Genomic DNA, 25579 nt, shown 5'->3' on the forward strand with positions numbered 1-25579 from the left:
CTATCTGCGGTCGGTCGCCTTGTAGCGATTCTGAAATTCCTTGACTATAGATACTGATTAAAAAACCCAGCATAAAGTTAATCGCTTGTGCTGGGTTTTTGTTATCCGCAAGCTTTTATAATTGATAGCTTTATTGTTTATAGTTTTACTTTTTATAGCTCAACTGTTTTCTCTTCAGTGCGAATGCTTCTAGCGACTTTACCGACGCTCAGGCCTTGCACTAAAATAGAGAAAATTACGACTGCATAAGTAAGCGCCAATAAAATGTCGCGCTCTGTGCCCATAGGCAATTGCAGTACTAGGGCGACTGAGATACCACCGCGTAATCCGCCCCATGTCAGCACCTTCCACGCACCCGTTGGCAAGTTAAGTTGACGACTGAACGTCTTGGTTGTCATACCAACCACGATCAATCTTGCTAGTAGGGCGATGATAATAGTCAGACCGCCTGCGATAAATAAGTTACCCGAATAAGCGATTATCACTACTTCAAGACCAATCAAAACAAATAAAATGGCGTTGAGAATCTCGTCTATTAACTCCCAAAATAAATCAATATAATGGCGAGTCTTATCACTCATTGCCAGCTCACGCCCACGGTTGCCGACCATTAAGCCCATCATTACCATAGCGAGTGGTCCTGATAGATGCCAATGGCTGGCCAGCGCGTAGCCGCCTATGACGCCCGCTAACGTTAACAAAACCTCTTCTTGATAGCTATCAATGCTTTTTAGTAAATAATACAAAATAGCACCTAGCACCAAGCCAAAGACAACACCGCCACCAGCCTCGACAGCCAAGGTATGTGCCACATAATTGACCGTTGGAATATCACCGCTAGATAAAATGCCAAGCAACAAGACAAAAATAACAACGCCGATACCATCGTTGAATAAGGACTCGCCAGCGATGACCGTTTCGATGCTTTTTGGCGCGCCAGCTGATGCCAGAATACCCATCACGGCAATCGGATCAGTCGGCGATATCAAAGCACCAAATAATAAACACCACAGAAAAGGCAAACCAAAATCAAATAGCGGCAGCATAAAGTAGAGGGCAGTAGCAATAAGCAATGCTGACACTATCGTGCCAAGACCGGCAAGGATACCAATAGGTAGCTTGTAACGTTTTAAATCACTAATATTGACGTGCAGCGCCCCTGCAAACAGCAGCATAGAGAGCATGCCATCGAGCAATACTTCCGTAAAATCAAGCTGCTCTAAGAGGCTGACTTCATAATCAATGAGCTGATCAAAGCCTAAAAACCCCAAAAATATCGCGCCGATAGACAAAAGAATGGAGATGACCATGACGCCAATGGTGGTGGGTAACCCGACGAAGCGATGATTGACATAGGTCAACAAAGCAGTAATTGATAAAAAAATCGCGCTGATTTCAAGGATGGTCAGACTGGTAGTAGATGCCATGAAAGAAGTCTCAGGTGAATATAAAAGTATCTCTAAGCCAAAAGCTTATGAGCGTGTTATAAATAGGAGGTTTGTTCTTATTTTACTAATATTTGGTATTGCTAATAACTCAGATCGCTAGCTTGATTCTGTCTGTAACGCTTTATCGATGTGGGCGGCAAACTCACTCATGTATGCAAAATATTGATGGGTAGCATCGTCATTAAGAATAAATTGCTTTGCCTGCTGACACATGGCTTTTAAATCGTTGACCAACTCGCTATAGCTCAGATTTTCCTCGCCTGCACGCGCCACCAAGCTCAGCTCATGCAGTAAGGTTTGTTGCTGTGCGCCATTCACGCGCGCGTAGTTAAGGTCGACCATCGCCTGACAGAGTGCTTTTAATACCATCAGGTCAGCCGTCGCGTAACGGCGTATCTCGCCAAGCGAAGTATCAATAAAGTCCGATATCTTGGGTGTATGAGTGACAACAGCCAAGATAGACACTCGCTGCTGCGGCACAAAATTTTCAGAGGTTTCGTCGTTATCTTGCGTTGGTGAGTAAAAATGGTATGGACTTGGTGGCTGACGGCGCATCATGGTACTTATGCAAGTAGTCAATGATTGCACGCAATTGACAGCCGTTTTAGGATCGTTGATACCAGGAGACAGCGCCCGTACCGCTATCTCAGTCATTTGTCCTAGGCTATACGCGATGTCATTAGAGTGCGTCACCCGTTGCTCAAGGCGTATGCAAGTGGCAAAGCGCTGCCAAAATATGCCGTCGGGTGCACGCGGTATCACCGCAAGATGGTTTATCTTAGTCTTTTTCAGGTTGTTTGGATGGTCTGCTGGGCGCTGATAGAAATAGCCGATGACATTTTTATCAGTGACAAAATGGCCCAGATTGGTATGGAGTTGTACCACGCCACCGTAGTCTTGTGTCAAAGTAATCAGAGATTCTAAATAAATTTGTTGCAGGTAGCCGCAGCTTGGTGAGTAGATGGGTGTCGCTAACCAAGTGTGAAACTGCTCAACATCATGATGCTCGATATCACGCTGATGCTCGATATCGCAATGGTCGCCATACCAATAGTGAATGTTTTTAAGCGCATCGTTGCTGGCATTTTCAATGACATGCGATGCTTGAATGGCATGCACCATATGTTGCACGAAGTATACCAACAATAAGGCACAGATAATCGCCATAATAATGGCAAAGGTCACCGCCAACTGCGGCACACCAAAGTCAACGTCATACTTATGAATCGACTTTAAAACCAATAAGCTATAGCTAAAAGTACCGATAAACGCGCCTAAGACAAACTGATTCGGCGTATCTGTCAAAAAGTTACGTAATAATCGAGGGCCAAATTGTGAGGAGGCCATCGACAGTACGGCAATAGTAATCGAAAATGTAGTACCTGCGACGCCAAGTACTGCACCTGCAATCGCAGTCATAATTGCGCGCGCCGCATCATCATCACCAGTAAAGGCAAAACTCAGCTCCCTAACGGTTTCACGGTCAAAGTGCTCATCAATCGTGACTAAGATAGGGGCAAGTAAAATACCCGCAAGCACACAAGCGGTTGGGATAAACCAATAAGAGCCAATTAATTGCTCCCACAGGTTTTTCAAGCGATCAGGCAAATCGGTTAGCGTCTTTAGCGACCATAACTGTGCGAGGTTTTTTAAGCCGTTCTGCCCTGTATCGACCGCGCGGGTAAAAAGAGTATTTTTAGTATGGTTGTCGGCTGCCATAAGTCTTAAGGTATCCAAAATAATAGTTATTCGACAATTAATAGATATTTATTAGCTAAGGCACATTAACCGCCATCACGCTCACTAATAATTTTTACTACTTATTTATTAGTTTATTTATATTGCTTTTGGGTTGTCTGCTTCAGTAATGATAGCGCTTTTACCGCCACGTCTATCAGTGTCAAGGGCTGCTGGTTGTTCGTCGGTATCTTTAGGAATCACAATTTCGTGGTTATGATTGTCGCAGTCTAGATCGCTGTCCTTATCGTAAGCCGCAGGGTCAAAACGCGGGGCATCATGATGAATGCCTGAGTCGTCTTTGGCTAATTGCTGAGTTGAAGTAGTCATCGTTTTTCTAAACAGTTTGTTTTTATTCTGCGAGTGAGCGCTGGCTTTGTCATTTGCTGACTTTTTGCGCGGCTCACTGTTGGTAAAGATAGTGCCCAATGGCAAGTTCAGCTGCTGTTTGGCAAACGCTTCAGTATTCTCAAAGCGAGCCACCAATAAGCTTAGCCAAGGCTTTTGATCTTCTTGATTCATCTCATCCAGCTCATCCTTGATGGGTAGCGGATAAGGCAGCGTGCGATAAAAATCCCATAACGTCATGTTGCTCAAGTCTCTTTTGAGTACATAGTCATCATCTTCGGTCATGGTAATGAGATTGCAGTCCTGCAGATAATTAATGTAGGTATACCATTTCGGTAGCTCTTTGCGACCTAGCACATTACGCAGCGCTTGTTCGCTGACCGCTTCACCCTCTAAGTGATGGATATACACGAGATTCAACATGTCCAGCAAGCTAAGTAGTGGATGGCGCGGGTAGACTTCCTCAGTTTCAAAAATCGTCAAGGTATAGCTAATCTCGACCCCTAATAAAATTAAGTTCCAAGACAAATAGATCCATAATAAAAAGATAGGTAGCGCGGCAAAGGCACCATAAATAGCCTCGTAGCTGGTAAAGTTGGCCATTACCGTACCAAAAAGATGTTTCATCAGCTCAAAAACAATGGCGACAAAGATACCAGCAATCGCTGCATTTTTCGCTGGCACGCGGGCTTTTGGGATAAACCAATACATTCCTATAAAGCCAGCAATGGTTATGCCAATTGAGACGGCTTGTACCCAAAAAGACCAATCAATACCATAACCTGCAATTTGGCGGTTTAAGAAGCTCAGGCTTTGCACGGCACTTGAGGCGATAAAGGCTGTACCCAAAACCAGCGGCCCCATAGTAACGATGGTCCAATAGCGCAGCATGCTTTTGATGCCACCTGAACGATTTTCTACCCGCCAAATTTGGTTAAAAGCACGCTCAATGGTCGTCAAGGTCATGATGGTGGTAAAAAACAACACCATCGCACCAATGATAGTCAGATTAGATGATTTTTCAGCGAAGCTATTAATGTACTCACTGACTTGCATGCTCGATTGCGGCAGTAAGTTACTATAAATCACCTCATAAATCTGTGCTCTGACCGAAGCCAATGCTGGTACCGAGGACAGAATCATCAATAGCACCGTCAGTATCGGTACAATAGATAACATGGTGGTATAGGTAAGCGATGCTGCTTTTTGCTGGCAATTGTCTTCAAAAAAGTGCCGGGTTAAAAATCGTAAGAACTGAAACCAGCGTTGGTGTAAGAACGGGAGTTTTTTTAATAGGTTTTCCATGTCGACCATTTAGCAGCGATGAGAGTGACAATAGTGTAACAAAAATGAGTCGCAGGCATCTGCCAAATAATTGTGTCAAAATGCACAGCAGCAACCGTTACCGTGTTTGGCTCGCTATAATGTCAAGCAGGGTTTGTTTGCATGTCAGTCAATGACTCGGGCATAATGTGCACATACATTTTGCTGATAAATTCTGCAAAATGTATCGCAATGGCTGTGTAAAAATGAACAACCTGCTGGCATATTAAAACGCTGGTACACTGCCAATGCTATTAAAGATAATAATTGAAGACAATAACGTCGATGATTTTATGAGGAAGTTTTGCTAATGAGTCAGACCGCCCCTTATGTTTTGGTACTCTATTATTCTAGTTATGGTACGACTAAGACATTAGCATATGCGATTGCCCAAGGAATTGAAGATGCTGGCATAAGCGCGCGTATCCGCACTGTGCCTACCGTTGCCCCCGAAACCACGGCAAGCAAGCCTGCGATACCAGATGATGGTGATCTGTATTGCACCATGGATGATCTAAAGGACTGTAGCGGTCTGGCGCTTGGTAGCCCGACGCACTTTGGCAATATGGCCGCGCCCATGAAATACTTTTGGGACAATACGGTCACCCTTTGGCTGGCAGGCAATCTACAAAACAAACCAGCTTCGGTATTTACGGCGACCGGCTCGATGCATGGCGGCCAAGAGACGACACTGCTGACCATGATGTTACCGTTGATGCATCATGGCATGATGATCGTAGGTATACCGTATGCAGAGCCCGCCCTCAATCGTACTAATCGCGGTGGTACGCCTTATGGCGTGAGTCATGTCAGCGGCGCGTTGCATGATCAACCGGTATCTGCTGATGAGCGTGAATTGGCGATCGCCCAAGGTCGTAGACTGGCTATCACAGCGACGGCTTTAGCACAGGCTAACTTTGGTCGCTAAGCTGCATTGATATATTGCTGATAAGGAAAAACCTTTCTAATGGCTACTAACCGCTCTAAGAACAAGGCCAATGCCCCAGTAGAGAATACTGCTGACACTGGCAAGCCTATTGCACCGATGCGCCAACGCTTGCTGCTAACGTGGTTGGTTTGGGTGGCATATCGGTTGCTGGCTTTGCCGATTATGATCAGTGTTTTTAATCCGACTAGCCCCGATATCATTGGTGGTATCGCTTGGCAAGCGCTGTGGTTGATTCCTGCCTTTATCCTGACACCAGTGATATTACGTGGTCGCTCGCCCTATATGTTATTGATTGGCAGTATGCTGACCCTAGTATATTTAGGGGCGAGTGGAGTCGTGTTATTCACCCGCGTCTATGGCAGCAGTATGATTGAAATTATGGTTTATTTGCTTGATTTCGTGCTGTTGTTCTTGATTAATACTTGGTTGTTTTTACTGCTCAAACGTCTGCCTTCGATGGTGGTATCGCTTGGCAAGCGCTGTGGTTGATTCCTGCCTTTATCCTGACACCAGTGATATTACGTGGTCGCTCGCCCTATATGTTATTGATTGGCAGTATGCTGACCCTAGTATATTTAGGGGCGAGTGGAGTCGTGTTATTCACCCGCGTCTATGGCAGCAGTATGATTGAAATTATGGTTTATTTGCTTGATTTCGTGCTGTTGTTCTTGATTAATACTTGGTTGTTTTTACTGCTCAAACGTCTGCCTTCGATGAATAACGTGGTTAAGCAGCCTCGTTCTCGCTAGTCGTTCTTTATCAATTTGAGACATCCATTTAATCCCATAAAAAAGCGGTGCTCCATGCAGAGCGCCGCTTTTTTTGTGTTAATTATTTATTGTGAAATAAGTAATTAGTTAGCTTTGGTCAACTCTAAGTCCATCTTTTTACCATCGTTGATTTGGCTTACTTTTACTGGTAGATAATCTAAGCTTGGTGCGAGCCAAAAACTGGTAGAGCGGCTGTTGTCATCATGGATGCGATCGACACGCACGGTATCAAAGGTACCGGCTGGCACGGTGATTTTGGTATTGCCAGATTTTTTAAAGGGTGTTTTCTCAATTTTATCTTTCTTTGCCATATAGTAATTGCCCGAGAACTTACCGTTTAATAAGTCTTGGCGAATTTGCACCTCAAGGCTTAAATCATCAAAAGCTTGCTGCGCCATATTTAGGGTTGTTGATTTGCCTTTATAGTTACTGACGACTTTTTTACTGCTTGGGTTAAAGTCTAATTTATGCGTACGCCCAATTCCTAAAAGTTTATAAGTGGTACTGGCTTGAGTTGGAATGACATTATTACCATTGATGGTAAAGGTACTATTTTGTGCGGCGCTTGCGACACCGGCTACCCGTGCATTGACATTATATTTCCACGTATTGCCTGATTTATTAAGCGTGCGAGTAGCCGTGCCTTTGTATTTGTCTTCTACTGTAAAGCTATAATTGGCGCTTGATGGTTGAATGGTTTTTGCGCTGGCAAGGGTAGGGGCAGTCATACTCAAAGCTCCGATGGCAGCAATACTAGCGCCCGTGGTTAAGGCGGTTAAGAATTTAGATTTACTGCGCGTTGTATTATTAGCGTTAACGATTGATGGTTTTTGATTGATTGATAAAAAACTCATGGATATTCCTTAATTTCTATCTGTAGGATGGTTTATAACTATTATTATGTTATTAAGCACTATAATGGTCATACTCTGTTACATTTTCAAGGGTCACCGCAGAGTCAGACGTGTGGCTCTTGTAGCCGATGTTACTGACAGTCATGACCCTATTACTAACAGTAACTTACTGTGAGCACCTTACTATAAACCACTTTAGAATAGGCAAAAACGGCTCTGACTTTGCTTATTATGGCAACTCGTTAAAGCTTTTATGACGGGTTATCGTTTTTATATTGAGGTCTTTATTTTAGGGCGCTTTGAGCGATTCTTGGTTATTCGTAGATAAATGCGCTACTAACTCAAAAATTCTTGTAAATTTTTGGCGTTTACACTTGAACCGAACTCACCTTGCCCCCACTTTTTGAAACAAGCTCAACACTTATCCTTATTATGCTGTTTAAAAAAATAGCGTTTGAAGATATAAGTATTGAGACACTCAAACCAAATAAACTTTTAATTCAAACAACCAACTTATTGGAGACATATTGATGAATATTCGTCCTTTACATGATCGTATTGTTGTCCGCCGCATAGAAGAAGAAACCAAAACGGCCGGTGGTATCTTATTACCTGGTTCTGCTCAAGAAAAGCCTTCACAAGGTGAAGTACTAGCCACTGGTAACGGTCAGATTCGTGACAACGGTGAAACTCGCGCGTTAGATGTAAAAGCTGGCGACAAAGTCTTGTTCGGTCAATATGCTGGTCAAACCGTGAAAGTTGACGGCGAAGAACTACTTATTATGAAAGAATCTGATGTATTGGGTGTGCTAGAAGGCTAGTCCTTTTTGAGTATGTTTATACTCAGCGCATTTAAGACAATTGTTCTTAACAATACTGTATCGACTCATTCAATTGTATTTCTATACTTATAATAATGGAGTAATTTAACATGGCTAAAGACGTAAAATTCGGCATAGATGCCCGTAAACAAATGATGGACGGCGTAAACGTCCTAGCAAACGCAGTACGTGTAACCTTAGGCCCTAAAGGTCGTAATGTGGTGATCGATAAATCTTTCGGCGCACCTACTATCACTAAAGATGGTGTATCGGTTGCCAAAGAAATCGAGCTTGAAAACAAATTTGAAAACATGGGCGCTCAATTAGTCCGTGAAGTCGCTAGCCGCACCAACGATGTCGCTGGTGATGGTACAACGACTGCGACCGTATTGGCTCAGTCAATCTTGCAAGAAGGCATGAAGTCTGTTGCTGCCGGCATGAATCCAATGGATCTTAAGCGCGGTATCGATAAAGCGGTTCGCGCTGCTGTTGAGCAAATCCATTTGCTATCAACCCCAGCTGACGATTCAAAAGCAATTGCTCAAGTGGGCTCTATTTCTGCCAACTCAGACACTAAAATTGGCGAACTGATTGCTCAAGCGATGGAAAAAGTCGGTAAGCAAGGCGTCATCACTGTTGAAGAAGGTTCAAGCTTTGAAGATACCTTAGAAGTTGTGGAAGGTATGCAGTTTGACCGTGGCTATATCAGCCCGTACTTTGCGAATAAGCAAGACAGCTTAACCGCTGAGTTTGAAAACCCATACATCTTGCTTGTTGATAAAAAAATCAGCAATATCCGTGAGATCGTGCCATTACTTGAGCAAGTCATGCAGCAAAGCAAGCCATTGCTAATCATTGCTGAAGACGTAGAAAATGAAGCATTGGCAACATTGGTTGTGAACAACATGCGTGGCGGCTTAAAAACTTGTGCGGTTAAAGCACCAGGTTTTGGCGATCGTCGTAAAGCTATGCTAGAAGATATCGCCACGCTAACTGGCGGTACGGTTATCTCTGAAGAGATTGGTCTGAGCCTTGAGACTGCTACTCTAGAGCAATTGGGCACGGCTAAGAAAGTCACTGTCGGTAAAGAAAACACCGTTATCGTTGATGGCGCTGGTAACAAAGCTGACATCGAAAACCGTGTGGAGTCTATCAAACGTCAAGTAGAAGAATCAACGTCTGACTACGACAAAGAAAAGCTACAAGAGCGTATGGCAAAACTTGCTGGCGGCGTTGCCGTTATCAAAGTGGGCGCTGCGACTGAAACTGAAATGAAAGAGAAGAAAGATCGCGTTGATGATGCGCTACATGCGACTCGCGCTGCGGTTGAAGAAGGCGTAGTTCCTGGCGGCGGCGTTGCCTTAGTTCGTGCAATGAATGCATTGTCTGAGCTACGTGGCGACAACGATGACCAAAACGCGGGTATCAATATCCTACGTCGCGCCATGGAAGCACCATTACGTCAAATCGTGACCAACTCAGGCGAAGAAGCCTCAGTAGTGGTTAACGAAGTCAAAAGTGGTAGCGGTAACTATGGTTACAACGCAGCGACTGGCGAGTATGGCGATATGCTAGAGATGGGTATCCTTGACCCAGCTAAAGTTGCTCGTTCAGCACTAGAAAACGCTGCGTCTGTTGCCGGTCTTATGCTTACGACTGAAGTCATGATTACTGAACTTGCTCAAGGTGATGATGGTATGGCTGGCATGGGCGCTGGTGGAATGGGCGGTATGGGTGGAATGGGCGGCATGATGTAACTCTACTTCTGCTACAAAGCGATTTCTCTTTGTTAGACGCGCTTAATTTACAATAGGTACTATTTTCGTGCGTCATCTGCGACAAAGCGCTTTTCGCCAGAAGTATGACTTTGTCATAAAGTCTATTTAACCTAATTCAAATAAAACCCCGATAGGCTTTGGCTTATCGGGGTTTTTTTATGCAAATTGGAGGGCTTTTAAAAACTATTGACTTACTTCATCTCGTCTAAACGTCCAAGTCTTATCGTCAGACAGCTCATCGACATAATAATAGCCCGCCAAATCAAATTGCTTAAGCTGCTCAGCATTGGTCAGTTTGTTATCTGCCGCATACTTCACCATCAGACCACGGGCTTTTTTGGCATAAAAGCTAATCACTTTATAGCGACCATTTTTTTCGTCTTCAAATCGTGGTGTTATAGTCTCAGCATTTAGAGCCTTTTTTTTCACCGCTTTAAAATACTCATTGGAAGCCAAATTAATCAATACTTTGTCATCGCTATCAGCCATACGCGCATTGATGGTATCAGTAACTTCCTCGCCCCAAAACTCATATAAATTATCACCGCGCTCGTTTTTTAGTTTGGTGCCCATCTCTAAGCGATATGGTTGAATCAAATCGAGAGGTTTCAATACCCCATAAAGCCCCGACAAAATACCTAGATGTTCATTGACATAAATGGCGGTGTCTTTATCCATGTGATACATATCAAGGCCCGTATAGACATCGCCATCAAATAAATAACCAGCCGGTTTAGCGGTATTACCAGACGCGTCATCGGTAAAGGGCTTGTCTTTGCTCCAACTCCATTGTTGGTTGCGCTCAGCATTTAGCTGGGCCAAATCGTCGGAGATGCTCATCAGCTCTTGCAAATCAATCGGCTCTTTCGATTTTAATGTTTTCATTAGCGCCTGTGAGTGTTCAATCAGCTCAGGCTGACTATGGTAGTTACCTAAGTTGACTGGCACCGCGTCTTTCTCATTGAGAGATTTGGCAGGGGAGAGTACAAAATACATAGTTATTCCTTATTATAGTGAATCCATGATCAATCTATGATGACCAACCTATTAAGGTGTCAAGCTTTCTCATTATACGATATACACAGGTTTAACTTGACTTACTCGGCACAGTTTTGTGTTTTTTAAGCTATACTGGCAGCTCGCAAGTATTCTATAGGTCGCAGTTAGTTCCCTCAGCCTATATATCATAAGGTCTAACGAGTTCTTTAAAAAGTAAAATTTTTTAATATAACAATAAAAGTTATGCAGATGGTGTAAATGCCTAACTTTTTATTTTACTTGTGGGTCATCATTAGGCAATGAAAGTTAGCGGACGTTATCTCTATAATAAAAAGGCATGATGGCAAATTCGCTATCATTTATTAAATTGATAATCTTTGGTGGTTAATGTTAAACCAATAGTGACCAAAGGTTTTTTTGTCCCCTGTGCTTTTTAAATGTGCGTTGAGGGTATTAAAGGTAGTCATTAAGACGTAAGTAAGGAGACGGTATGAAAATCGGTGTAATCAGTGCAGATATCGCGAGCGAGAGTCGCGTAGCGCTAACCCCAGACGCGGTCAAAAAATTGCGTAAGCTTGGGTTTGAAGTCGTCATACAGTCAGGTGCAGGTCAAGCAGCGTATTATGCTGATGAGTTGTATCAGGCTGCTGGTGCCGATATTGCCAATAGCAGCGCCGAGGTAGTCACCCAGTCTCAGATTATTACCACGGTGAATGACTTGCCTGCTGCGGTGACAGAGAGCCTAACAACGGGTCAGATCGTCGTTGGTATGCTCGACCCCTATCGTAATAGCCAGCTAGATACTTATGCGGCTAAAGGCGTTACTACCTTTGCCATGGAGCTATTACCACGCACCTTGTCGCGCGCACAAAATATGGATGTATTGTCTTCACAAGCCAACCTTGCTGGTTATAAAGCAGTACTACTAGCTGCCAACGAATATTCGCGTCCGTTCCCGATGTTTATGACCTCAGCCGGTACGGTTAAACCTGCCAAAGTCGTCATTTTAGGTGTCGGTGTTGCAGGTTTGCAAGCCATTGCAACGGCGAAGCGTTTAGGCGCCGTCGTTGAAGCCAGTGATTTACGTCCGACTGCTCGTGAGCAAGTAGAGTCATTAGGTGGTAAGTGGCTTGATGTGCCGATGAGTGCAGAAGAAGCTGAGACAGCTAAGTCCACAGGTGGTTATGCTTGGACACCATCGGAGCAATATGTCAAAGACCAAGCAGCAGTGGTTGACAAAGCATTAAGCAATGCTGATATTGTCATCACGACTGCGCAAATTCCTGGTCGTAACGCACCACGCTTGGTGCACGGAGCCACGCTTGCCAAAATGAAAGCCGGTTCAGTGCTGATCGATATGGCAGCTGGCACGGGCGGCAACGTCGAAGGCAGTGTGCCTGATGAAACCATCACCACGGCCAATGGCGTGCGTATTGTTGGGGCGGCCAACATCCCATCGCAACTGGCAGCACAGTCTTCAGATTTATATGCCAATAACCTTGTTAACTTTATCACAACCTTAATTGCTCCTGCCGCTACAGATGACGCTCCAGCAACTAAACTGGCACTGAACTTAGATATGGAAGATGAGATTCAGGGCGCACTGGCAGTGACGCATGAGAGTCAGGTACGCCTCGCTAAGCGCTAGGTTTTAACCGCCTGTCACTTCACTATTTGTCACCATACATTTGCCAGACACGAATAAATTTTTAGGAGGATTAGATGATTGCCACTGTTTTAGCTGCAGCGCCAGCCGGTGCGGCCATGAGTAGCACACCATTTGTAGCGATTTTTACCGTATTTGTGCTCGCTATTTTTGTCGGATATTACGTCGTTTGGGGCGTCACGCCTGCATTGCACACGCCATTAATGGCAGTGACCAATGCTTTATCTAGTATTGTCATCGTTGGTGCGATGCTACAGACTGTCAATATTGACGGCGCTATGTTTACCCCAACCAGTTTGCTAGGTGCGTTTGCCGTATTTTTAGCCAGCATTAACATATTTGGTGGTTTTGCCGTGACTGAGCGTATGCTTGCAATGTTTAAACCCAAAGCAAAAAAAGCCCCAGTGGTAACGACTGAAAGCGGAGGCGACGCATGAGTGATTTAACAAGTATGATTGCAGCCAATGCTGACTGGTTTTATCTAATCGGTGCCATTCTTTTTGTCTTGACCTTACGTGGTCTATCTAGCCCAAAAACCGCCATTCGTGGTAACCGTTTTGGTATGGTGGCCATGGCGATTGCCGTTGCAACGACATTCTTCTTAGCGGAAGGCCCTGTGCTTTGGTTGATTGTTGGTGCCATGGTGTTAGGTGCTATCGTCGGTATGTGGAAGGCAAAAACGGTCGCAATGACTCAGATGCCAGAAACGGTTGCTTTAATGCATTCATTCGTTGGTTTGGCAGCTGTTGCCATTGCTCTAGCAACGGTACTTCATACTGAACAACAACATGGTACGGTTGCCCGTTTAGAATTGTTCATCGGTTGCTTTATTGGTGCGATTACTTTCTCAGCGTCTGTCTTCGCCTTTGGTAAATTGGCAGCGAAGAGTTGGGCCAAAACATTGGTCGGCGGTTGGGTCAAACCCGTGCAAGCTATCTTGTTCATTGCGATGATTGGCTTTGGTATCGTCTACTTTATGACTGATTCATTGCCTGCTTTCTACGCGATGGCAGTACTGGCGGTGGTATTCGGTTGGATGTGGATTGCCCCAATCGGCGGCGGCGACATGCCAGTCGTTGTGTCTTTACTGAACTCGTTCTCTGGTTGGGCGGCGGCCGGTATTGGTTTTACCCTTGGCAACTCGATGCTCATTATCGCCGGTTCGCTCGTTGGTTCGTCAGGTGCAATCTTGTCTTATATCATGTGTAGAGCCATGAACCGCTCATTACTTAACGTATTGTTCGGTGGAATGGGTACGGCAGCTGTGGCAGCAGGTGGCGATGATGGTGCACCAAAGAATTATAAAGCTGGTTCAGCAGAAGATGCTGGCTTCTTGATGGCCAATGCCAGCAACGTGGTGATCGTACCGGGTTATGGTATGGCGCAAGGCCGTGCACAGAATGCGGTAAAAGAGCTATATGAGCTATTAAAAGAAGAAGGTGTCAATGTTCGCTTTGCGATTCATCCGGTCGCTGGTCGTATGCCAGGACACATGAACGTGCTATTGGCTGAAGCGGATGTGCCGTACGATGACATCCTTGAGATGGATGAGATCAACTCAGACTTCGCCAGTACGGATGTGGTCTTGGTCATCGGTGCCAATGACGTGGTCAACCCTTCTGCAAAAGAGGATCCAACCTCACCTATCTTTGGTATGCCCATCTTGGAAGTGACCAAAGCTCAAACAGTGATGGTTATCAAACGTTCGATGAGCACGGGTTATGCAGGGCTTGATAACAGCTTGTTCTACATGGACAAAACTATGATGATCTTTGGTGATGCCAAGAAAATGGTAGAAGAGATGGTACGTAGTATCAATGGTGCTCATTAATCGCTAGAATCGGTTTTTGAATACGAGCTTTCAAATATAAGATTTCAAATAAAAAAGTCACTGAGGTGGCTTTTTTTGCGTTAAGGTAGGCAGCATTTATACTCAATCATTGTTTATACCAAGTACATTTATACAAAATAGGTTTGTACAAAATAAAAGTTAAGAGGGTTATTTATGAATATGTTGATACGCTTTTTTATTATGGTCAGTTTGCTAAAACAGCAACTCAAGCAGCAATCAGTGAGTGAGCGGCTGAGTATTGAATCCTTGACTGCACCGACGATTCGGCATTATCGAGTATTGCCACATGACATGGGCTTTCGGGATCATCTACCCAATTATCGCTACTTGTCTTTTATTGAGCTGAACGTTACCCATTGGCTAATGGCATGCTGTCATCAAAAAGGTATTAAAAATTTAGCTTGGGTCATCGCCATGCAAGAGATGGTCTATCTTAAAGAGATTAAGTTTCTTAGTAAGTTGACAGTCAATAGCGTGCTGGTCGGTTGGGATAAAAAATATATCTATTTTGAAACGCGTTTCTTTGTAAAAAACCAGTTGATGGGCGTTGGTATGACTAAGTTTGTATTGACCAATAAAAAAGGGAAATGTGCGCCTGAGGTATTGGATATGACAGGGGAGCGGATGACCGAGGTGATTACGACGTGGAATAAGCATCAAGTGGCGATTAAGTCTACTAAATCTTCTGAGTCGTATAAAACAACAGAGACAGCTTAACGAACTTATCTATAATCATAGGACGAATTTTGGTAGGATAGGTGCTATTAAATCGACCATTACGTCGATTACGTTTTTTCTTAAAATGTTAAAAGTTAAGGACACCTTATGATCCCGCAGAAACTAAAATGGACCGACAGTTTAGATATTGCTATCGAGCTTTATGAAAAATTTCCAGAGACCGATCCACAGTACATACGTTTTACTGATTTGCATCGTTGGGTGACTGAGCTTGAAGGCTTTGATGATGATCCACAAAAATCTAACGAAGGTATTTTAGAAGCGATTCAGATGAACTGGATTGATGAAGCGGACTAGACTAACGCTGTAACGTTAAGCATTGATTTAAGTATGGCTTTAAATAGTAGAGTTTTAACTTTATCTCAAATAAAAATCGAATAAGTATACAGAATAGGCGACATATAATGACTTCACAAGTTAAAGAGCTGTCCGAAGCGATAGTCTGCAAAGGCATCAGTGCTCGTACCACTAATAACGCTGAAATCAGCCATGACACGGCCAAATTGGGTCGATTATGGCAAAAGTTCTATCAAAACCATGTAAAGCAGCTTTCTGAAGGTGAAGACATTTACGGTATCTTTCACAACTATGAGAGTGATGATTTGGTAGGCGCTTTTGATGTCGTGGCGAGCTGGAAAGTAGACAGCGAGCAAGAGCAGCAAAGCGCTGGTAATTTAGTAACAGTCAATATTCCGGCTGGAAAGTATTTGGTATTCTCTGAACAAGGTCGAATGCCTAATACAGTAATGAATGCTTGGGAGAAGGCATGGACCTATTTTAATGATCCAAGCTGTGAGCATACCAGAACTTATAATGTCGATTTTGAGCAGTATGTCGGTGGTAATTTAGAGTTTGGGCAAGTGGATCTTTATATTGGTATTGAGTAAGGCTGTCAACACTATAAGAAGTCGACTTGACTATAGTAATCTGTGACGCGGCATCAAGTGAGCTTTAGATGGATGGTTTTTAAAATACTTAGGCGTAGCTTATTGTCTAACAAACCATAATGCAGTTATAAAAAACCCCACATCTATTTTATTATAGCTGTGGGGTTTTTTATTATGAGTAATTCATCAAAATTATTTATTCAATGCTAGTTAAAAAGCTTTAGTCACACCAATGGTAAAGGTACGTGGTAGGTTTGGTCTAGCACCGTATGGCGTACGGCTCACAATAACTTGTTTGTCAGCGATGTTTTCAACCTTACCAAAGATTTTAGCATCATAACCGATAGGGTAGTGGGTAATAGCATCAAAAGTGAATAACGAATCAGTCTCGCTACGCGGCTCATTGGTACGATTACAGCCCACTGATTCACAAATGCCGCCAGCATATTTAGCAGTCAAGTAAGTATCCCAACCTGAATCCATCTCGATTCCGGCGCGCACACTGGCTTGATTTTTGGGCACTAGCGTTAAGCGATCGCCATCTAACGTGTCTTTGTAGTCCTCGGCAAGCTCAGCTTGGGTGTAAGTGTAAGTGGCATGCAGTGGAATACTGAATCCATCTCCATCAAAGCGAGTGCCAGCCATTAACTCAAGCCCTGCGATTACCGCAGAACCACTCTCTTTTTCGTTACCTGATGTTATGGGATTTGAGCTACTACCGCAAGGTACATTTTCTGAGCAGTTTCTGATCACAGAATCAAAGTCACTATAAAAGCCAACCGCTTCCATATAATTACTACCAGCACGATAGCGTGTACCAATTTCGTAGTTGATGCTCTGTTCAGGATCCGTGTTGTCATCTTCGGACACCCCAGCGCCTAGTGGGCTGAAGCCTTTGTGGACACCCCCTATCAGCTGTACTTCATCATTGAGCTGGTAGCTTGCGGATAAACCGGGCAAAAATATAGACTGATTATTGCTCACGCGTGCTTGAGTATCAGTATCAACACCGCGTGTCTCTTCAGTATCAATATACTCGTAACGCATGGCTAGATTTAGAACTAAGGGGTCAGTCACTTGCCACTTATCAGTCAGCCAAAGACTAGTTGCATTGGCTCTTTCTTCACGGTTATTGCTAGCGCTAGGGGCTTTCGTACTTTGATAAATTAAATCACCGTCAACCTGATTAAAAGTATCGATTGGCTGATAACGCTCAACTTTGTCACGGTGATAGCGTGCGCCCACATCAATGTTGTGATCGCCATAGGCACTTAAAATGTCAGTGTTGAAGTTCGTCTGAACACCGGTACTATAATAAGTGCGATCATTGGCTTGGATACTAATACCTGCTAAATCCTCGGTACCATCTAACTGCCCTTGGGTGACATCACCTTCATAAAAATCATTGATTTTATTACCGCTAAGTTTATACCAATTACGATGGGTTTTATTATAATAAGCGGTCGTACGTAGCTCGCTATTATTATCCGTGATCCAGTTGTGCGTCAAGTTAAGTCCGGTATGTTCGTCTTGTATATTATCAAGCGCAGACATCGGGTAGCGTCTGTTAGGATTTTTGTTGAAGTCAGCATCTGTTAAACCTAAGTAAGTCTCATCACTAGATCTATCAGAATACTGCGCTTTAGCAAATAAACTATGCGCAGGATTGATCTGATAACGACCTTTTAGGACATAATCTTGATTGTCATAGTCGCCAATGTCTTTACCATCAATCTCTTTAAAGCCTTTGCCTCGTTGTTGCACAGTTTCAATCGAGCCTGCAAAGTCGCCTTCGCGTCCACCAGCATAAGCATGAACATCCACACCGCCACGGTCGTTGATTGAGGTCATCGCTTGGCCGCCATTAGTGGCAGGGATAGGGGTTGATAGATAGTTAATAACGCCGCCGGTCGTTTGCGGCCCATAACGCAGTAGCGGCGCGCCTTTCAGAATCTCAACTCCTGACATACGCAGCGCTGTTGGATGGTAATAAGCGGCAGGGGCAGCATAAGGAGCGGGCGCGATAGGAATACCGTCCTCCATTAAATGCACCTTACTACTACGTCCACCGATACCAGCACGAATACTGATATTAGGACGTAAGCCCAACCCATCTTCTTCAGAGACGTAAACCCCTGGCACGGTCTTTAAAACTTGGTTAATATCTGTAATTTGCTCATTTTCTAACTGTTCGTTATCAACGTAATAACCAGAACCCGTCATTAACGGTACATTGTCTTTACTGCCGATAACAGTAATTTCGTCTAAGGTTACCGAGATTGCTGATTCTTCGGGATTGCCTTGCTGGGTATCAACACTTTGTGCATAAACTGCCTGCATGGACAAGGCTAAAGTGGACAATAAAAATACAGTAACAGACTTATAAGGATGAGACATCTCACGGACTCCAAAAGGGAAGCATAAAAATTAATACTGCATTTTTATAAAAGTGAATATTAACAATAATGATTATCGTTTGCAAGTAATAAGCAACATTTATGTATTCTGCTTTCAATGGATCTACAAAAATTTTAGTGGTGGTCACCTTAAGTGACTGTTAATACAGGGTTATTTATATGTTGTAATAATACTTAAAACAAATAAAGGCAGCGCTAAACATTTAAGCACTGCCTTTATTGTTGTTTTTTTATTAACATCATTGATACTGTAGAGCCTAATTAAGCAATAAATGCTCTAAAATCCCTTCATAAATCTGCGCCAATTTGCCCAAATCATCGATTTCGACTTTTTCATCGACTTGATGAATCGTCGCATTACGTACACCCAATTCGACGACTTGCGCGCCAGTCGGGGCAATAAAACGTCCGTCAGAGGTACCGCCAGAGGTGGATAAGGTCGCATCAATATCAGTGACTGCTTTAATCGCTTGTTGACACGCTGAGACCAATTTACCTTCTGGCGTTAAAAATGGCTGACCAGACAATTTCCAATGGATATCATAATTGGCTTTGCTATCTTTAAAATATTTGTCAAATATCGCATGAGTTTTTGCTTTTAACTCATCTTCGGTGGTTTCCGTTGAAAAGCGGAAATTAAATATAGCCTCTAATGTTTCAGGTATAACGTTCGTCGCACCAGTACCACTATTAATATTAGAGATTTGCAAGGAAGTCGCAGGGAAGTAATCATTGCCGTTATCCCAAGTGGCGTTTGTCAATTCTGCTAATGCTGACATGGCGGCATGGATAGGATTGGACGCCAGATGTGGATAAGCGACATGACCTTGCTTACCAGTGACGGTGAGTACCGCACCTAATGATCCACGGCGACCATTTTTGATAATATCACCAAGCGTATCCGTGCTTGAGGGTTCACCGACTAAGCAATAAGTAATTTTTTCTTGACGTGCTTCTAAGGTTTCGATGACTTTGACTGTACCGTTGATTGATGGCCCTTCTTCATCTGATGTGATTAAAAAGGCAATTGAACCCTTGTGCTCAGGATGATTCGCAACGAAGCGTTCAGCGGCGATAGTAAAGGCGGCAATCCCTGTTTTCATATCAGCAGAACCGCGAGCCCATAAGTAACCGTCAGCGATGGTTGGTGTAAATGGCGGGTAAGTCCAATTATTTATATCGCCAGTTGGAACGACATCGGTATGACCCGCGAAGCAAATAACCGGATCGGCTGTGCCACGGCGTGCCCATAAGTTTTTGACTTCCGCATGCTCACCGCTTTTTTGTTTATCACCAAAATACATAAACTCGCAATCAAATCCCGCCTGTGTTAGTCGAGACGATAATATATCTTGGCAACCATCATCATCTGGGGTGACCGAAGGGCGCTCAAGTAGGGCGATACTTAAATCTAGGGTGGCTTGTTGATGAGTAGGGTTTTGCGTATTAGAGTCAGACATGGGTAAACCTTTTTTTATTATAAATTAAGATGATAAGACTAAACGCCAAAATAGAATCTGTTGTTGATTTTTGCTTTCTAAGGGCGTCAGACTAAGGGCTTCAAATATTATCTTCAACAAATGGTACTAAACCATCTCGGCGCATCCAAGTGGCGATAGAGTAGCGTTGGCGATGAGCGATTTGCACTCGATGTTGTAAGTCACTGTCAAAGATTATCAATCTGTTGGCAACTGGCATGACATTATGATGGAGACCATGTTTATCAACGATTTCTAACGCGCCACCATCGCTGGTTGCCCATTCATCATTGAGATAAAACACAGCCGAAATAACGCGTTCGTCACGACCAGCGGGATTGTCACTATGCCATTGATAGCCAAAGCCCACTGGATAGCAGGCATAATGCGCTTCACTATGACGAATACCAGCGAACAAACCACGATTGAACAATGCAGCAAGCGCGTTGATGCTTTGCAGATAAAAATAGCCGGCAAAGAAGTTTTCGGTGATCCAGCGAATTTTATCACCACGAATATCGCTTACACGAATACCAGCAGTCAACTCGGCATCACGATAGTCGATAAAACCACTCTCTGCTTGCAGCGCCAATAATGCAGTACTGTCAAAGATGTCATCAATGATTAGCCAGCCATCATCTACAAACTGATCAAGCTGCGTATCTGTTAGCTTATCCTCCCAATTTACATCAAAGTCAGACGTTTTCAAAATATGCTGACTTGGTGGCATCGAGCCATTGTTATGAGTCGGCACAAACAGCATGGGCGGATTATCATGACCGATCGAGTGATCGACGACCAGCTTCGTAACCTCAAGATTGCTAATAATCTTCGTCATTTCGTCTCGTTATTGTCGTTCGGTGGTCAATACACCGTCAATCAATGCCTTTTTACCAAAACCATCGTTATATTTTACTCCGCCTATGCTACCATAGATGCAATTTTTCTTATTTAAACTTTTGAGCTTATGAACTATAAACACGCCTACCACGCTGGTAACTTTGCTGATGTGGTTAAACACATTTTATTGGTACAATTGCTCAATCAACTGGGGCAAAAAAACAAACCTTTTTATGTGCTTGATGCTTATGGCGGTCGTGGCCTGTATTCACTTGCCAGTGAAGAGGCTCGCAAAACAGGGGAAGCTAAAGGTGGCATCCAAGCGTTAGTAAACGCCGATGTCGCAAAAGCGCCACCTGCTGTCAAAGAGTATATGGAAGGGATCAAGCAAGCCCGTTTCACTTACGACAAAAAAGTCTATCCTGGCTCACCGTGGTGGATCGCCCATCATGTCGAAAAGAACCCTGATGCGGGCGTACGCGGTGAAGCTTTTGAAGCCAAAGCCAGTGAGTACGATGCTCTGAACTATCAGCTGCATAAATTGCCAATCGGTATTCATCATCGTGACGCCTTTGAAGGTATTCGTGCGGTTATTCCACCACAAGAACGTCGCGGTCTGATATTCTTAGACCCTCCCTACGAGCAAGAACACAAAGACTTTACCCGTCTGATTGATCTATTGGTGCACTCTTATAATAAGTGGCCACAGGGTACTTATGCGTTGTGGTTTCCGATTAAAAATATCGAGGCGGTAGAGCTGTTCTATAAGAAGCTAAAACGTACTGAAATGAGACGTCAGTTGGTTTGTGAGCTGAATATCTATCCAAATGATATCGCCGTGGGTCTTAATGGCACGGGAATGCTGGTTATTAATCCGCCGTGGCAGTTCGATAACCATGCTCGTGAAATTCTACGTTTCTTACAGCCAGTACTAAAAGTGGCTGATGCGCCAGACCTAACGCCTGATAGTGCCACCAACGTTCGCTGGCTAGTCGGCGAATAGTGACGTCAGTAGATAGCGGTGTCAATGAATAGCAATGTCGGTGAATGAGGGTATTAAGATGACTACTGAGCAACCACCTAAAGGTCAATCAAATAGCGAGCATCTGAATGATGGTTTGGTAAAAGAGCCACTGTTACAGGACAATGCGGCAACGTCGCCGCCTTTTGTTGATGAGCATGAATTTAACATTCGCTTAGCGGACAATGATAATTATGATGGTCTGACTTTTGAGGTGATTGAAGCAGAAGTTGCCGAAGGCAAGCGCGTGGTCAGTCGCGGCGTATATCTAGCGCCCAATCTGATTACCACCTTGTCGTTGCTATCCGGTTTTTATTCGATTTTGGCCAGTACCCAAGGCGAGTTTTATAAAGCCTCGCTAGCCATTTTCTTATCTGCCATCCTAGATGGTGCAGATGGGCGGGTTGCGCGTATGCTTAATGCGCAAAGCCCCTTTGGTGAGCAGTACGACTCGTTAGCTGACATGTTGGCATTTGGTGTGGCTCCAGCTATTTTGATTTATAGTTTTGCGCTGCAACCTCTGGGTCGCGTCGGTCTGGCCTGTGCTTTTGTGTTTACGGCTTGTGGTGCATTTCGCTTGGCGCGCTTTAACGTGCAGGTTGGTATCGTTGACAAAAAATACTTTGTTGGTTTAGCCAGTCCACTGGCTGCAATTCTGGTCACTGCGGCTGTTATGGTAGCCATCGATCACAATCAGTGGATAGGCGAATACGACACACTAGTGATGTTCTTATTCGCGGCTTGGGTAGTTATTTGCGGCTTGCTCATGGTTAGTAACGTTAAATACTATAGCTTTAAAGAGTTCGACAAGAAGAAAGTACCGTTTGTAGTCTTGATTATCGGTGTATTGGTCATGAGCATCGTGCTATATGACATACCTGTAGGTATTCTAGCCATTGGTATCATTTATGCGCTATCAGGTATTTTTACTACGTTAAAAAGTAAAATGTAAGAGCAAAGTTGAAGTGGAAGCGTTAAATCGTAAGTAATCAAGGGGTTAGGATATATATTAATTTAAATCTCCAAACCCCCTTGACCCACACTTCAAACCACGTATAATGCCACCCAGTCGAAAGGGAAGGCAGTTTGGATAAGTGGTTTACCACTTAGAAGAGCTAGCGATTAGTCTAAAGATTCAAAGCGACTACTTAGGTAGTTAGACAAGACTTTCAAACTAAATAAAATAACCTCTTGACTTCATAAATAAAGCGTCTATAATACGCACCTCATTAAGGCAAAGCAGGAAAGCTTATATGTAAATTACATATAAATAACCTGACTAACCTGATGAAACAAATTATAAAAAAGCTTGACAATTCCAATCACTATGATAAGATAGTCGGCTCGCTAGATAGCTTAACCCGCAAGGGATTAGAGCTAAATGGTGAAAGAGACACCCTATATAATCACCTACTGGACGACAGTAGATGAACACTATTTAAAAGCATAACTAAAGAACAACTTGTGTGGATTTTTGCTGAATCAGAATGCTAAAAAATAAAGTTGACTATCTTTTCTTTTCGGAGAGATTATTAACTATAAAAATTATCATTTAAGACAGCAGAAAAACTCAAAGTTAATTCATTACGAACATAATTTTTAGCGATTTTGCCAGATTAGATGAGCCAAGTTTAGTAGCCTCTTTAAAGGGTTACATAGCAAGATTAAACTGAAGAGTTTGATCATGGCTCAGATTGAACGCTGGCGGCAGGCTTAACACATGCAAGTCGAGCGGAAACGATGGTAGCTTGCTACCAGGCGTCGAGCGGCGGACGGGTGAGTAATACTTAGGAATCTACCTAGTAGTGGGGGATAGCTCGGGGAAACTCGAATTAATACCGCATACGACCTACGGGAGAAAGGGGGCAGTTTACTGCTCTCGCTATTAGATGAGCCTAAGTCGGATTAGCTAGATGGTGGGGTAAAGGCCTACCATGGCGACGATCTGTAGCTGGTCTGAGAGGATGATCAGCCACACCGGGACTGAGACACGGCCCGGACTCCTACGGGAGGCAGCAGTGGGGAATATTGGACAATGGGGGAAACCCTGATCCAGCCATGCCGCGTGTGTGAAGAAGGCCTTTTGGTTGTAAAGCACTTTAAGCAGTGAAGAAGACTCCGTGGTTAATACCCACGGACGATGACATTAGCTGCAGAATAAGCACCGGCTAACTCTGTGCCAGCAGCCGCGGTAATACAGAGGGTGCAAGCGTTAATCGGAATTACTGGGCGTAAAGGGAGCGTAGGTGGCTCGATAAGTCAGATGTGAAATCCCCGGGCTCAACCTGGGAACTGCATCTGATACTGTTGAGCTAGAGTATGTGAGAGGAAGGTAGAATTCCAGGTGTAGCGGTGAAATGCGTAGAGATCTGGAGGAATACCGATGGCGAAGGCAGCCTTCTGGCATAATACTGACACTGAGGCTCGAAAGCGTGGGTAGCAAACAGGATTAGATACCCTGGTAGTCCACGCCGTAAACGATGTCTACTAGTCGTTGGGTCCCTTGAGGACTTAGTGACGCAGCTAACGCAATAAGTAGACCGCCTGGGGAGTACGGCCGCAAGGTTAAAACTCAAATGAATTGACGGGGGCCCGCACAAGCGGTGGAGCATGTGGTTTAATTCGATGCAACGCGAAGAACCTTACCTGGTCTTGACATATCTAGAATCCTGCAGAGATGCGGGAGTGCCTTCGGGAATTAGAATACAGGTGCTGCATGGCTGTCGTCAGCTCGTGTCGTGAGATGTTGGGTTAAGTCCCGCAACGAGCGCAACCCTTGTCCTTAGTTACCAGCGGGTTAAGCCGGGAACTCTAAGGATACTGCCAGTGACAAACTGGAGGAAGGCGGGGACGACGTCAAGTCATCATGGCCCTTACGACCAGGGCTACACACGTGCTACAATGGTAGGTACAGAGGGCAGCTACACAGCGATGTGATGCGAATCTCAAAAAGCCTATCGTAGTCCAGATTGGAGTCTGCAACTCGACTCCATGAAGTAGGAATCGCTAGTAATCGCGGATCAGAATGCCGCGGTGAATACGTTCCCGGGCCTTGTACACACCGCCCGTCACACCATGGGAGTTGATTGCACCAGAAGTGGATAGCTTAACCTTCGGGGGAGCGTTCACCACGGTGTGGTTGATGACTGGGGTGAAGTCGTAACAAGGTAGCCGTAGGGGAACCTGCGGCTGGATCACCTCCTTATAGATGGCATTCGGTCAGCAAGAATTCACAACAAGTTGTTCTTTAGTTTAGCTAGTATTTATTATTAGCGCTTTGCCTTGACAGGCAGACACAGGCCTGTAGCTCAGCTGGTTAGAGCACCGTGTTGATAACGCGGGGGTCGGCAGTTCAAGTCTGCCCAGGCCTACCATTATTAATGTAGGTGAAAGAGCCCTAAGTAAATCCCCTTTAAGGGATTTCCTCTTGCGCTCGGATCAAAGCGATGCTTTGATTGCATCCTCGCTCAGGGGCCATAGCTCAGTTGGTAGAGCGCCTGCCTTGCACGCAGGAGGTCAACGGTTCGACTCCGTTTGGCTCCACCATAATAAATACGATAGTAGATATATAAACAAGCATAAACAGAAACAAATAATTCAGATATTACATCATACGATTATTTCTTTCTGTTTTATACAGAACTTATGACTCG

The 25579-nt window shown here is 44.1% G+C and carries 21 protein-coding genes, 2 tRNA genes and 1 rRNA gene; 16 read left to right on the forward strand and 8 right to left on the reverse strand.

Annotation, left to right across the window (positions count from 1 at the left end):
* Positions 1-152 precede the first annotated feature (152 nt).
* From ACSUPM_RS03340 to ACSUPM_RS03350, 3 genes are all read right to left on the reverse strand, one after another.
* A complete protein-coding gene (locus ACSUPM_RS03340; protein WP_025652221.1) occupies positions 153-1427 on the reverse strand; it encodes a cation:proton antiporter in 1275 nt (424 codons plus the stop codon).
* A gap of 117 nt (positions 1428-1544) precedes the next feature.
* Complete coding sequence (locus tag ACSUPM_RS03345) at positions 1545-3167, reverse strand: DUF2254 domain-containing protein (RefSeq protein WP_101212079.1); 1623 nt, start codon at positions 3165-3167, stop codon at positions 1545-1547.
* A 117-nt stretch (positions 3168-3284) separates the two neighbouring features.
* On the reverse strand, positions 3285-4838 hold the full coding sequence (locus ACSUPM_RS03350; RefSeq protein ID WP_201582278.1) for a YihY/virulence factor BrkB family protein: 1554 nt from the start codon (positions 4836-4838) through the stop codon (positions 3285-3287).
* A 328-nt stretch (positions 4839-5166) separates the two neighbouring features.
* On the opposite strand from ACSUPM_RS03350, the gene wrbA reads away from it, so the two are divergent.
* The 3 genes from wrbA to ACSUPM_RS03365 are packed head-to-tail and all read left to right on the forward strand — an operon-like array spanning position 5167 to position 6554.
* Entirely contained in the window at positions 5167-5784 is a 618-nt protein-coding gene (wrbA, locus tag ACSUPM_RS03355; protein WP_101212077.1) for an NAD(P)H:quinone oxidoreductase, read from the forward strand.
* Positions 5785-5823: 39 nt separating this feature from the next.
* Positions 5824-6294 carry a hypothetical protein gene (locus ACSUPM_RS03360; protein ID WP_436880173.1) on the forward strand — a complete coding sequence of 157 codons (471 nt, stop codon included), beginning with the start codon at positions 5824-5826 and terminating at the stop codon, positions 6292-6294.
* Positions 6228-6554: a hypothetical protein gene (locus tag ACSUPM_RS03365; protein ID WP_436880174.1), complete on the forward strand. Its 327-nt coding sequence runs from the start codon at positions 6228-6230 to the stop codon at positions 6552-6554. Before ACSUPM_RS03360 ends, ACSUPM_RS03365 begins: the two co-directional genes overlap by 67 nt.
* 104 nt (positions 6555-6658) lie before the next feature.
* On the opposite strand, the gene ACSUPM_RS03370 is transcribed toward ACSUPM_RS03365, so the two are convergent.
* A complete protein-coding gene (locus tag ACSUPM_RS03370; protein ID WP_101212075.1) occupies positions 6659-7429 on the reverse strand; it encodes a DUF3108 domain-containing protein in 771 nt (256 codons plus the stop codon).
* Between the two features lie 527 nt (positions 7430-7956).
* On the opposite strand from ACSUPM_RS03370, the gene ACSUPM_RS03375 reads away from it, so the two are divergent.
* Both ACSUPM_RS03375 and groL read left to right on the forward strand, forming a co-directional pair.
* On the forward strand, positions 7957-8250 hold the full coding sequence (locus ACSUPM_RS03375; protein ID WP_025652227.1) for a co-chaperone GroES: 294 nt from the start codon (positions 7957-7959) through the stop codon (positions 8248-8250).
* A gap of 110 nt (positions 8251-8360) precedes the next feature.
* Entirely contained in the window at positions 8361-10007 is a 1647-nt protein-coding gene (gene groL / locus ACSUPM_RS03380) for a chaperonin GroEL (RefSeq protein ID WP_436880175.1), read from the forward strand.
* A 204-nt stretch (positions 10008-10211) separates the two neighbouring features.
* On the opposite strand, the gene yaaA is transcribed toward groL, so the two are convergent.
* Positions 10212-11024, reverse strand: a complete 813-nt coding sequence (yaaA, locus tag ACSUPM_RS03385; RefSeq protein WP_201582276.1) for a peroxide stress protein YaaA — start codon at positions 11022-11024, stop codon at positions 10212-10214.
* Positions 11025-11517: 493 nt separating this feature from the next.
* Here yaaA and ACSUPM_RS03390 point away from each other — a divergent pair, with 493 nt between their 5' ends.
* The 6 genes from ACSUPM_RS03390 (at position 11518) to ACSUPM_RS03415 (ending at position 16170) form a co-directional block, all read left to right on the forward strand.
* Complete coding sequence (locus tag ACSUPM_RS03390; RefSeq protein ID WP_101212072.1) at positions 11518-12675, forward strand: NAD(P) transhydrogenase subunit alpha; 1158 nt, start codon at positions 11518-11520, stop codon at positions 12673-12675.
* Between the two features lie 74 nt (positions 12676-12749).
* The gene (locus ACSUPM_RS03395) at positions 12750-13130 is read left to right on the forward strand and encodes a proton-translocating transhydrogenase family protein (protein ID WP_025652231.1); all 381 of its coding nucleotides are present in this window, start codon (positions 12750-12752) and stop codon (positions 13128-13130) included.
* A 14-nt stretch (positions 13131-13144) separates the two neighbouring features.
* Positions 13145-14524 (forward strand): NAD(P)(+) transhydrogenase (Re/Si-specific) subunit beta, encoded by a 1380-nt coding sequence (locus tag ACSUPM_RS03400; protein WP_025652232.1) that lies wholly within the window; start codon positions 13145-13147, stop codon positions 14522-14524.
* A 174-nt stretch (positions 14525-14698) separates the two neighbouring features.
* Positions 14699-15262: an acyl-CoA thioesterase gene (locus ACSUPM_RS03405; protein WP_436880176.1), complete on the forward strand. Its 564-nt coding sequence runs from the start codon at positions 14699-14701 to the stop codon at positions 15260-15262.
* Between the two features lie 108 nt (positions 15263-15370).
* A complete protein-coding gene (iscX, locus tag ACSUPM_RS03410; protein ID WP_010196865.1) occupies positions 15371-15580 on the forward strand; it encodes a Fe-S cluster assembly protein IscX in 210 nt (69 codons plus the stop codon).
* Between the two features lie 107 nt (positions 15581-15687).
* Complete coding sequence (locus tag ACSUPM_RS03415; protein WP_436880177.1) at positions 15688-16170, forward strand: GyrI-like domain-containing protein; 483 nt, start codon at positions 15688-15690, stop codon at positions 16168-16170.
* 210 nt (positions 16171-16380) lie between these two features.
* Here ACSUPM_RS03415 and ACSUPM_RS03420 read toward each other — a convergent pair whose 3' ends face one another.
* The 3 genes from ACSUPM_RS03420 to ACSUPM_RS03430 form a co-directional block, all read right to left on the reverse strand.
* Complete coding sequence (locus ACSUPM_RS03420; protein ID WP_436880178.1) at positions 16381-18567, reverse strand: TonB-dependent receptor family protein; 2187 nt, start codon at positions 18565-18567, stop codon at positions 16381-16383.
* Positions 18568-18844: 277 nt separating this feature from the next.
* Positions 18845-20047: a succinyl-diaminopimelate desuccinylase gene (gene dapE / locus ACSUPM_RS03425; protein WP_436880179.1), complete on the reverse strand. Its 1203-nt coding sequence runs from the start codon at positions 20045-20047 to the stop codon at positions 18845-18847.
* A gap of 100 nt (positions 20048-20147) precedes the next feature.
* A complete protein-coding gene (locus tag ACSUPM_RS03430; RefSeq protein WP_436880180.1) occupies positions 20148-20903 on the reverse strand; it encodes a 2OG-Fe(II) oxygenase in 756 nt (251 codons plus the stop codon).
* 129 nt (positions 20904-21032) lie between these two features.
* Here ACSUPM_RS03430 and ACSUPM_RS03435 point away from each other — a divergent pair, with 129 nt between their 5' ends.
* The 5 genes from ACSUPM_RS03435 to ACSUPM_RS03455 all read left to right on the forward strand — a co-directional run bounded on the left by ACSUPM_RS03435 (position 21033) and on the right by ACSUPM_RS03455 (position 25472).
* A complete protein-coding gene (locus ACSUPM_RS03435; protein ID WP_025652239.1) occupies positions 21033-21908 on the forward strand; it encodes a 23S rRNA (adenine(2030)-N(6))-methyltransferase RlmJ in 876 nt (291 codons plus the stop codon).
* A 58-nt stretch (positions 21909-21966) separates the two neighbouring features.
* Complete coding sequence (pssA, locus tag ACSUPM_RS03440; protein ID WP_025652240.1) at positions 21967-22878, forward strand: CDP-diacylglycerol--serine O-phosphatidyltransferase; 912 nt, start codon at positions 21967-21969, stop codon at positions 22876-22878.
* A 714-nt stretch (positions 22879-23592) separates the two neighbouring features.
* A 16S ribosomal RNA gene (locus ACSUPM_RS03445) occupies positions 23593-25131 on the forward strand.
* A gap of 92 nt (positions 25132-25223) precedes the next feature.
* Positions 25224-25300 (forward strand) — tRNA-Ile (locus tag ACSUPM_RS03450).
* A 96-nt stretch (positions 25301-25396) separates the two neighbouring features.
* Positions 25397-25472, forward strand: a tRNA-Ala gene (locus tag ACSUPM_RS03455).
* Positions 25473-25579: the final 107 nt, after the last annotated feature.

Origin of the sequence: Psychrobacter okhotskensis, assembly GCF_965638355.1 — a bacterium.
Taxonomy (GTDB): Bacteria; Pseudomonadota; Gammaproteobacteria; order Pseudomonadales; family Moraxellaceae; genus Psychrobacter; species Psychrobacter okhotskensis.

What these genes read in the sequence shown, in the direction of transcription:
- ACSUPM_RS03340 (WP_025652221.1), bottom strand. Translation starts at nt 1,427, where the DNA reads ATGGCATCTACTACCAGTCTGACCATCCTTGAAATCAGCGCGATTTTT.
- ACSUPM_RS03345 (WP_101212079.1), bottom strand. Translation starts at nt 3,167, where the DNA reads ATGGCAGCCGACAACCATACTAAAAATACTCTTTTTACCCGCGCGGTC.
- ACSUPM_RS03350 (WP_201582278.1), bottom strand. Translation starts at nt 4,838, where the DNA reads ATGGAAAACCTATTAAAAAAACTCCCGTTCTTACACCAACGCTGGTTT.
- wrbA (WP_101212077.1), top strand. Translation starts at nt 5,167, where the DNA reads ATGAGTCAGACCGCCCCTTATGTTTTGGTACTCTATTATTCTAGTTAT.
- ACSUPM_RS03360 (WP_436880173.1), top strand. Translation starts at nt 5,824, where the DNA reads ATGGCTACTAACCGCTCTAAGAACAAGGCCAATGCCCCAGTAGAGAAT.
- ACSUPM_RS03370 (WP_101212075.1), bottom strand. Translation starts at nt 7,429, where the DNA reads ATGAGTTTTTTATCAATCAATCAAAAACCATCAATCGTTAACGCTAAT.
- groL (WP_436880175.1), top strand. Translation starts at nt 8,361, where the DNA reads ATGGCTAAAGACGTAAAATTCGGCATAGATGCCCGTAAACAAATGATG.
- yaaA (WP_201582276.1), bottom strand. Translation starts at nt 11,024, where the DNA reads ATGTATTTTGTACTCTCCCCTGCCAAATCTCTCAATGAGAAAGACGCG.
- ACSUPM_RS03390 (WP_101212072.1), top strand. Translation starts at nt 11,518, where the DNA reads ATGAAAATCGGTGTAATCAGTGCAGATATCGCGAGCGAGAGTCGCGTA.
- ACSUPM_RS03395 (WP_025652231.1), top strand. Translation starts at nt 12,750, where the DNA reads ATGATTGCCACTGTTTTAGCTGCAGCGCCAGCCGGTGCGGCCATGAGT.
- ACSUPM_RS03400 (WP_025652232.1), top strand. Translation starts at nt 13,145, where the DNA reads ATGATTGCAGCCAATGCTGACTGGTTTTATCTAATCGGTGCCATTCTT.
- ACSUPM_RS03405 (WP_436880176.1), top strand. Translation starts at nt 14,699, where the DNA reads ATGAATATGTTGATACGCTTTTTTATTATGGTCAGTTTGCTAAAACAG.
- iscX (WP_010196865.1), top strand. Translation starts at nt 15,371, where the DNA reads ATGATCCCGCAGAAACTAAAATGGACCGACAGTTTAGATATTGCTATC.
- ACSUPM_RS03415 (WP_436880177.1), top strand. Translation starts at nt 15,688, where the DNA reads ATGACTTCACAAGTTAAAGAGCTGTCCGAAGCGATAGTCTGCAAAGGC.
- ACSUPM_RS03420 (WP_436880178.1), bottom strand. Translation starts at nt 18,567, where the DNA reads ATGTCTCATCCTTATAAGTCTGTTACTGTATTTTTATTGTCCACTTTA.
- dapE (WP_436880179.1), bottom strand. Translation starts at nt 20,047, where the DNA reads ATGTCTGACTCTAATACGCAAAACCCTACTCATCAACAAGCCACCCTA.
- ACSUPM_RS03430 (WP_436880180.1), bottom strand. Translation starts at nt 20,903, where the DNA reads ATGACGAAGATTATTAGCAATCTTGAGGTTACGAAGCTGGTCGTCGAT.
- ACSUPM_RS03435 (WP_025652239.1), top strand. Translation starts at nt 21,033, where the DNA reads ATGAACTATAAACACGCCTACCACGCTGGTAACTTTGCTGATGTGGTT.
- pssA (WP_025652240.1), top strand. Translation starts at nt 21,967, where the DNA reads ATGACTACTGAGCAACCACCTAAAGGTCAATCAAATAGCGAGCATCTG.